The sequence below is a fragment of the Photobacterium sp. GB-36 genome (assembly GCF_003026135.1).
Lineage (GTDB): Bacteria > Pseudomonadota > Gammaproteobacteria > Enterobacterales > Vibrionaceae > Photobacterium.
Map to the genome: position 1 here is coordinate 18498 of NZ_PYNY01000039.1, position 9231 is coordinate 27728.

Below are 9231 nucleotides of genomic sequence, written 5' to 3' on the forward strand. Positions count from 1 at the left end.
AAAGAAGACACTCTTTTGTTGTTACTCTTTACATGCCAACATGAATATCGGCAAAGTAATTATCGAGATAATCATCAAATGATACGGTGTCATCATGTTCGATCTGTTGCTGTTTTTCTACCGAATGATGTGCTTCTTGTTCAAATGTATTGGCATCATAAAAACGGAATTTTTGTGCTTTTAAGCTTTCTGCATGTTGCGCTGCTAACTTATAGCCAAGATTACCAATACCTTGATCCGCTTTAATTTGCTCAAGCAATTGCGCTGATAGTGTACGTTCAGGATGATGGATCCAACCTAATAAACGCTCGCATGTTTGTTGGTAAAGAGTATTACCGTTTAGCTCATCAATAGTTTTCGCGACTTGCTCCAATTCAGCAAAGACACGCGCCCCCCAATCTTGCAAGCTTAAACGCTCACCAGCACAGCCGATCTTAAGCATCAATTCTGGGTTACGACCGTCAACCACAACACGGTTCCAGTTATCACGCCAACAAGCAAGCTCACTATCATCCATATCAGCAGATGGTGTTAATACCGCCCACGTTAGGAATAAATCAAGGAAACGTACCTGATCTTCACTGATGCCAATCGGGCTAAATGGGTTTACATCTAACGAACGAACTTCGATATACTCAACACCACCACGCTTTAGTGCTTCTGACGGTTTTTCACCACTTTTCGTTACTCGTTTAGCGCGAATTGGCGCATAAAGCTCATTTTCAATTTGTAGTACATTGCTGTTTAGCTGACGACGTTCACCATTAACAACCACACCAATGTCAGCAAACTCTTTTGACGGAGTATGAATCGCTTTATTTAAGCCTTCTAGGTACTGTTCAAGGCTATTAAAACCAATTTTCAGCGAGCTTTGCGCATTATTGGTGTAGCCTAAATCACTTAAACGTAATGCTGTTGCATTCTCTAAGTAATAGGTACCTGTACCCACTTTGCTAAATGATTCCTTCACTTTGTCGTCTTTAATAAAAGAGCCACAAAGTGCAGGAGACGCCCCAAATAAATAAGGAATTAACCAACCGAAACGATAGTAATTACGGATCAAACCAAAGTATGCATCCGACACCGATGCTTGACGTTGCTCTAGTGTTTGCTCACCCAATAAACCATCCCAAAAACTATCTGAAAATGAGAAGTTAAAGTGAACACCGGAGATGATCTGCATTACGCTACCATAGCGATGCTTTAAACCTTCGCGGTAAAGCGTTTTCATTCGTCCGGTATTCGATGAACCGTATTGCGCTAAGGTAATGTCATCTTGTGAGCCAACAAAGCATGGCATCGACATTGGCCATAAACGCTCACCATCCATTTTACTTAAGGCAAATTTATGGATATCTTCAAGTTGCCATAACAACTGATCAACGTCGGTTGATACTGGTGTAATAAATTCCAACAATGATTCGGCAAAATCAGTTGTGATCCACTTATTGGTTAGCGCAGAGCCTAATGCCACGGGATGAGGTTGTTGGGATAAATGCCTGTCAGCAGTAATTCGAAGTGACTCTCGTTCAAGTCCACGCCCAAACTGGGTTAATGCATCAGCATGAGTAGAAAGCTGCTGTAACCTCTGTGAAAAATCCATCAAGGCTATTCTCGTTTTAATCTAATTTAAGGAAAACAGAGTAATCATTATTGCATCTGATTACCATCATTTATATCAGCAAAACTTGCGAAAGACTTTTACTAAGCAGTAACAACTAGCACTCGGTACTAGCTGTTACTGAGTACCTGTTACTTCGTTAATGTAAGCAAATGAACAGGTAAGTCTAACGCTTTCAATTGTGGCTCCAATGTCTTCGCATCACCCACCACAATAATTTGATAATCTTTCGGGTTAAACCATTTCTGCGCTAATTTATCCATTGTCGTTTTAGTAATAGTATCGACAATATGGTTTCGCTGAGCGACAAAATCCTTTGGTAAATCATAAGCTAAGATATTACCTAACAATGATGCTTTTTGACTTGGCGTCTCATAACTAAGGGCATCTTTCTGACCCACAGCTAAGCGCATAAAGTTAACCTCTTTATCGGTTAATCCTGATGTGCTCATTTTCTTTAGTTCGGCGAGAAACTCTTTTATAGAGGCAACCGTCGCATCGGCTCTAACTTGAGCATAATAAACTCCCACACCCACTTCTTTTCCGCCACTGAAATAGCCTCCCGCGCCATAGGTAAAGCCTTTATCTTCACGTAGATTCATGTTGATACGGCTATTAAAGTTACCCGCTAAATTAAAGTTAGCCAATTGGGTTTTAAATAGCTCACCGGTGGCATCAAATGGCATCCCTTGACGTACTAAACGGATCACCGTTTGTGGAGCATCAGGCTTATTCACTAACCAAATTGCTTGCTGCTTTAATACAGGTAGAACTTGTGGTGCAATACTTGGCGCAGGTTCTCCTTGCCATTGTCCGATAGGCGCTAACGCTTGTACTAGTTTCGCTTGTGTTATATCGCCCACCACTACCGCATCAGCACTGTTAGGAGTGTAATAACGATGATAGAAGTCTTTTACATCTTGCAGGGTAATATGGCTCAACGTTTGCTTAGTACCATCCGTTGGACGCCCAAACACAGTACCTTTAAATAAGACTTCTCGTGTTGCTTGCCCCGCTAACCAATCCGCACTTTGATGCTCATAAACAATACCTTCAATCATCTGCTTTTTAAGACGCTTAAAATCACTTTCTTTAAAGGCGGGATGGAAAAGACGTTGCTCTAATAACGCCATCGTTTCAGGTAAGTTCTTCGTTAGCGTACTGAGTGAAATCGTGGTGCCATATAATCCAGCATGTACTGAAATATTACTGCCAAGAGTATCTAACTTAGATGCCATTTGCTCTGCGGTATATTTCTCAGAGCCTTCATTCATCATCGCAGCCGTCAGCTCAGCTAAACCTTCTTTACTTGCAGGATCTAAACGACGCCCTGCAGGTACGGTTAACTGTAAGCTGATCGTTGGAGTTTCTTGGGACTGGGTACCAACCACTTTGATCCCATTCGCAAGGCTAAACTCATACAGTGTGGGCATGACGACTTTCACTGGTTTTGAAGCCTTTGGCATCACTGAACGATCAAAATTATCTTTAACCGTACGGTAAGCTAAATCTTGATCATTGATCTTGGTATTTTTAGGTAACACACGTGGCGCAGGCGCATAATTGGGTTTCGCTGCCTGCAGTTGTAATTCACCATGTGGAACAACACTGAGCGTAACACTCGGGTGTTGATAAATATACTGGTTATACGCACGCATTACGCTTTGCGTATTTACTTTATCAATATTCGCTAGTTCCGTTGCAATGTAGTTAGGATTACCAAAGAAAGTCTGATAAGCCGCAAGTTGCGACACTTTACCACTGACACTTTGTAAGCCATAAATCGCACTCGCTTCAACCGAGCCTTTAATTTCATCCAGTTGGGCTTTCTTGATCCCTTGTAGCTCAATGCCGTTAACGACAGACATCACTTCTTTACGTAATGTGTCTAGGTGACCTTTATCACCACTTGGTGCTATCGCATACACATACATGCTACAAGCAAGCTCTGCACAATCTTGAAATGCGCCGGCATCAACAGCTTTACCTGTTTTCACCAGCTTTTGATAAAGTAAGCTATTCGTGCCACTTCCAATCACTTGGCCTAACATATCCAATGATGGTTGTTCTGCTGCACCTAAATACGCTGTCGGCCAGGCCATCATTAACATGGGCTGCTTAATATTATCTTGCAGTGTAATGTAACGATCAGACGGCAATGTCACAGGCTGCTTCGGTGCATCCTTTACTTCAGGACCTCGTGGAATAGAGCCAAAGTATTTATTCACCCATTCCAATGTCTGCGCTTTATTAATATCACCACCAATGGTTAAGGTCGCATTGTTTGGCCCGTACCAACGCAGGAAGAAAGCTTTAAGATCGTTAACATCAACACGATCTAAATCTTCTACATAGCCAATGGTTTGCCATGAATATGGGTGGCTACGAGGGTATAATGCTTCCGCCATTTTTTCATAAATCAAACCATACGGACGGTTTTCAAAGTTTTGTGCACGCTCATTTTTCACTGTATCACGCTGAATTTCAAACTTACGCTGAGATACCGCATCAAGTAAAAAGCCCATACGGTCAGACTCAAGCCACAAGGCTTTCTCTAATTGATTGGCTGGGACTGTTTCAAAATAATTCGTGCGATCACGGTTAGTACTGCCATTTAAATTACCGCCCGCTTCTGTGATCAATTTGAAATGCTGTTGATCACCAACATGCTTAGAGCCTTGAAACATCATGTGCTCAAAAAAGTGCGCAAAACCTGATTTACCTTGTTGCTCTCGCGCAGAGCCCACATGGTAAGTCACATCCACATTCACTAACGGATCAGAGTGATCCGGCGATAAAATAACAGTCAACCCATTAGCCAAACGGTATTTACTATAAGGGATCACAGCTTTCCCTTGTACCGCTTTAACTTGCTCAATAAACGTTACCCCTTTTGGTAACACTTGGGTAGTCTGCTGTTCAGTAAATTGAGTACAACCTGTCAATGACACGACGGCTGCACTCAGGATCCATTTTTTCACGCTCGAATTCCTTAAAACGATAATGCAGGGAAAAGTCCCAATACGATTGCAGCTAATGCGATATAACGTAATGTTTTACCAATTAAAATGACTACTGCACACCACCAAAATCGCATCCGTAGCCAACCTGCCGCTAAACATAAGGGATCACCAATAATTGGCATCCAACTAAGTAACAAACTCCAGTAGCCGTATTTTTTTAGCCACAATAACGCTTTATGACTCTGTTTTTGCTCTGAAGTTTTATCTGGTAGTAAAAGTCCTAACCAATAATTAGTTAATCCACCTAAGGTATTACCTATCGCAACGACCGCTACTATTTGCCATATCGGGTTATCCCCTAATTTGACAGCAGCGATAAGATTCGCTTCAGATCCGCCTGGTAACAATGTGGCACTAAGAAATCCGGTCGCAAATAGAACCCATAAGCCCGTATCCCCGGTAAATAAATCAGTCATGTCTGTCACCTTTTTATTAGGAAGGCAAAGTGTGCCATTTGAAGCGATAACTGAACATATTTTTATATTGTCATTAAATAAAAAAGGCAGCGAAACGCTGCCTTTTTAACTAGGTAGTGAAAGAAATACCTTAACTTCCACCCACCAATGCTAACAAGATGCCTGCAGCTACAGCAGAGCCCAATACACCAGCTACGTTTGGTCCCATTGCATGCATTAATAAGAAGTTTTGAGGGTTTGACTCTAAACCCACCTTATTCACCACACGTGCCGCCATTGGAACGGCAGATACACCTGCTGCACCAATTAATGGGTTAATTGGCTCTTTACTAAAACGGTTAAGCGCTTTTGCCATTAATACACCACCACCAGTACCAACACTAAATGCAACCGCGCCCAGTACCAAAATACCTAATGTTTCGATTTGTAGGAATGTTGCAGCTTCAAGCTTCGAACCAACACCTAAACCTAGCATAATTGTCACGATGTTGATCAACTCGTTTTGTACTGTATTTGATAAGCGATCCACAACACCAGATTCACGCATTAAGTTACCTAAACAGAACATACCGACTAATGGGGTTGCTGATGGTAAGAACAAAATCGTCATCAACAGTACAGCTAATGGGAACAATACTTTTTCCATCTTCGTCACGTGACGAAGCTGCTGCATCTGAATTTGACGCTCTTCAGGTGTCGTCAGTGCTTTCATAATTGGTGGCTGAATAATTGGTACTAAAGCCATGTAACTGTAAGCTGCCACCGCAATCGCACCAAGTAAATCAGGGGACAATCGGCTTGCTAAGAAAATAGCCGTTGGGCCATCAGCACCACCAATAATCGCAATTGACGAAGCATCTGCTAGCGAAAATTCCATTCCCGGTACAACGTTAAGTAAAATAGCGCCAAATAAGGTAAAGAAAATACCAAACTGCGCCGCTGCTCCTAATAACAAGGTTTTAGGGTTTGCAATCAGCGCGCCAAAGTCGGTCATTGCACCTACACCCATAAAGATTAATAGCGGGAAAATACCCGTTTCAATCCCTACGTAATAGATGTAATAAAGCAAACCACCAGGATCAGTAAACCCAGCATTCGGGATATTGGCAAGAATGGCACCAAAGCCCATAGGCAGTAATAATAATGGCTCAAAGCCTTTACGAATGGCCAAGAACAACAAACCACAACCAACCACGATCATCACGATCTGACCGAATTCAAAGTTTGCAATCCCAGTTTCGGACCAGAGTTTTAATAAACCTTCCATGGTTACCTCTTATGACAAACTAATGATCGGCGAACCGACAGTGACGGAATCACCTTCTTTAACATGTAGCTGATCAACCACACCACTACGTGCGGCACGTACTTCGGTTTCCATCTTCATCGCTTCTAAGATCACAAGAACATCACCTTCTGTTACTTGATGACCTGGCTGAACATTGATCTTAAAGATATTCCCTGCTAATGGCGCACCAACAGCTTCAGCAGTTGCACTTGGAGCTGATGCGGCAGCAACAGGAGCTGCTGGTTGCTGTGCCACTTCCACAGAAGACAATTCACCGCCTTCAGCAACATCAACGTTATAAACCTGACCATTAACACGTACACTATAGCTTTCAACCTCAGATGCCGTTTTCGTTTCAGCGGCAGTGGTTACTACTTCTTCACCTGTTGGTGCAGGTTCAAAGGCATCAGGATTATTACGATTTTTAAGGAAGTTAAGTCCAACTTGCGGGAACAATGCATACGTTAATACATCATCAACTTGTTGATCGGCTAACGCAATACCCTCAGCTTTAGCTTTTGCGACAAGATCATCAGTTAAGATAGCTAACTCATCATCAATTAAATCAGCTGGACGACAAGTAATAGGCTCAGCACCCTCAAGTACTTTCGCTTGAAGATCACTATTTACAGCCGCTGGTGCTGCGCCATATTCACCTTTTAGAATACCCGCCGTTTCTTTACTGATGCTCTTATAGCGCTCACCAGTCAGTACATTCAATACAGCCTGAGTACCGACAATTTGTGATGTTGGGGTGACCAGTGGAATAAAGCCAAGATCTTCACGTACACGTGGGATCTCTTCTAACACTTCATCAAAACGATCAGCAGCACCTTGCTCTTTTAGCTGACTTTCCATGTTAGTTAGCATGCCGCCAGGAACTTGTGCTAATAGAATACGTGCATCAACACCTTTTAAGCTGCCTTCAAATTTCGCATATTTTTTGCGTACATCACGGAAGTAGCTGGCAATAGGTGCGAACTTTTCTAAATCAAGGTTGGTATCACGTCCTGTACCTTGGAGCATAGCTACCACTGTTTCAGTTGGTGTATGACCGTAAGTTTGGCTCATTGATGAAATCGATGTATCAAGAATATCGAGTCCCGCTTCTACGGCTTTCACTGCTGTCGCTGTAGATAAACCGGTTGTAGCATGGCTGTGTAAAGCTAGCGGAATATCACATGATGCTTTGATACGCTTAATTAACTCTTCCGCTTCATAAGGCTTCAATAAACCTGACATATCTTTGATACATAGCGAGTGACAACCGAGATCTTCTAAACGCTTAGCAAGATCGGTCCATGTATCTAAAGTATGAACCGGACTTGTTGTGTAAGAAATAGTACCTTGCGCATGAGCACCAACATCAATCGTCGACTTTACGGCTTTTTCAAAATTACGCACATCATTCATGGCATCAAAAATACGGAAAACATCCATACCATTCGCGTGTGCGCGCTCAACAAACTTCTCTACAACATCATCACCATAATGGCGATAGCCAAGTAAATTTTGTCCACGAAGTAACATCTGCATCGGTGTTTTTGGCATCACTTGCTTTAATGCGCGCAGACGCTCCCAAGGATCTTCACCAAGATAGCGAATGCACGAATCAAATGTTGCACCACCCCATGTTTCTAACGACCAATAACCAACATCATCAAGTTGCGCGGCAATAGGAAGCATATCTTCTAAACGAAGACGGGTAGCAAATAAAGATTGGTGTGCATCACGCAATACAACATCGGTGATAGCTAGAGGCTTGGACATGTTCAAAACTCCTTGTAAGAATAAGTGTCCTTAAATCAAAACTGTGTGCTGTGAAATTAGCTAGTGCTTTTAGCTTGACGATATTGATGAACAGCAGCAGAAATAGCTGCAATGACATCAGGCTTAATACCGTTTTGATTTTGGGTCACTGCCGGCTTGGCAGCTTTAGGCGCTTCAATTTGGTCAGCTGGCGCAAATTTTGCCAACAAATGAACCAAAAAAATAAGGATTGACAGAAAGACAAATACAACGACCATTCCTGTCGCCATAATTACCGCTGCTTGCCACAGCGCATCTCCCAGATCAGTCATCATAAATTCCTTCTAGTTGTGACCGTAGTGTTAACGATTATCACGACAATTGAAAACAAGTCAAATTGATTCACAAAAATTGGTTGTTTTTGCAACATCAGTCTGATTTTTACTCAAATTAAAGCATATTTATCAGTCTTAATTGCAAGATTTCATTACATGCAGACACAATATGAATACAAATACATAAAGATTGCATATATAGAATCAACATACTGAAATGTAATAAAAAAAGGAATTTTAAAAATATCTAGAAAGGATAGCATTCAGCTAAAAAAGAGAAGTTATCGTATCAAATAAGCAGTTAGATACCCTTATTGATACTAAGCAAATAAAATCATTATTATTACTTATTAACAATAATATTATAAAGGCTTAGTAATACTTAGAAATCAGAAAACAACAGATACAAAAAAGCCCAGCAAAAGCTGGGCTTTAAATGATGGTGCGCGCGGGAGGATTCGAACCTCCGACCGCCTGGTTCGTAGCCAGGTACTCTATCCAGCTGAGCTACGCGCGCACTAAATCGGTGTAACAGCAACAAGCATTGAGGCTTATCACTTTTAAGTAATGGTGCGCGCGGGAGGATTCGAACCTCCGACCGCCTGGTTCGTAGCCAGGTACTCTATCCAGCTGAGCTACGCGCGCACTAAATCGGTGTAACAGCAACAAGCCTTGAGGCTTATCACGTTTAAATAATGGTGCGCGCGGGAGGATTCGAACCTCCGACCGCCTGGTTCGTAGCCAGGTACTCTATCCAGCTGAGCTACGCGCGCACTAAATCGGTGTAACAGCAACAAGC

Annotated in this window: 6 protein-coding genes and 3 tRNA genes; all 9 read right to left on the reverse strand. The window is 42.2% G+C overall.

Annotated features, from left to right (window positions below; translation table 11 throughout):
* Positions 1-28: 28 nt before the first annotated feature.
* Positions 29-1603, reverse strand: coding sequence for a glutamate--cysteine ligase (gene gshA / locus C9J46_RS20265; RefSeq protein WP_107291437.1), 1575 nt, complete (start codon positions 1601-1603; stop codon positions 29-31).
* Between the two features lie 149 nt (positions 1604-1752).
* Positions 1753-4602, reverse strand: coding sequence for a pitrilysin family protein (locus tag C9J46_RS20270; RefSeq protein WP_107288116.1), 2850 nt, complete (start codon positions 4600-4602; stop codon positions 1753-1755).
* 11 nt (positions 4603-4613) lie between these two features.
* Positions 4614-5060, reverse strand: coding sequence for a YqaA family protein (locus C9J46_RS20275; RefSeq protein WP_045153637.1), 447 nt, complete (start codon positions 5058-5060; stop codon positions 4614-4616).
* Between the two features lie 130 nt (positions 5061-5190).
* Positions 5191-6327 (reverse strand): sodium ion-translocating decarboxylase subunit beta, encoded by a 1137-nt coding sequence (locus C9J46_RS20280; RefSeq protein ID WP_107208701.1) that lies wholly within the window; start codon positions 6325-6327, stop codon positions 5191-5193.
* 9 nt (positions 6328-6336) lie between these two features.
* The gene (gene oadA / locus C9J46_RS20285; protein ID WP_107291438.1) at positions 6337-8118 is read right to left on the reverse strand and encodes a sodium-extruding oxaloacetate decarboxylase subunit alpha; all 1782 of its coding nucleotides are present in this window, start codon (positions 8116-8118) and stop codon (positions 6337-6339) included.
* Between the two features lie 56 nt (positions 8119-8174).
* Complete coding sequence (locus C9J46_RS20290) at positions 8175-8429, reverse strand: oxaloacetate decarboxylase subunit gamma (RefSeq protein WP_107208699.1); 255 nt, start codon at positions 8427-8429, stop codon at positions 8175-8177.
* A gap of 443 nt (positions 8430-8872) precedes the next feature.
* A tRNA-Arg gene (locus tag C9J46_RS20295) sits at positions 8873-8949 on the reverse strand.
* A gap of 51 nt (positions 8950-9000) precedes the next feature.
* Positions 9001-9077 (reverse strand) — tRNA-Arg (locus tag C9J46_RS20300).
* Positions 9078-9128: 51 nt separating this feature from the next.
* Positions 9129-9205, reverse strand: a tRNA-Arg gene (locus C9J46_RS20305).
* Between the last annotated feature and the right edge of the window lie 26 nt (positions 9206-9231).

Bases quoted from the DNA above. Each gene is read 5' to 3' on its own strand.
- gshA (WP_107291437.1), bottom strand. From the start codon at position 1,603: ATGGATTTTTCACAGAGGTTACAGCAGCTTTCTACTCATGCTGATGCA.
- C9J46_RS20280 (WP_107208701.1), bottom strand. From the start codon at position 6,327: ATGGAAGGTTTATTAAAACTCTGGTCCGAAACTGGGATTGCAAACTTT.
- C9J46_RS20275 (WP_045153637.1), bottom strand. From the start codon at position 5,060: ATGACTGATTTATTTACCGGGGATACGGGCTTATGGGTTCTATTTGCG.
- oadA (WP_107291438.1), bottom strand. From the start codon at position 8,118: ATGTCCAAGCCTCTAGCTATCACCGATGTTGTATTGCGTGATGCACAC.
- C9J46_RS20290 (WP_107208699.1), bottom strand. From the start codon at position 8,429: ATGACTGATCTGGGAGATGCGCTGTGGCAAGCAGCGGTAATTATGGCG.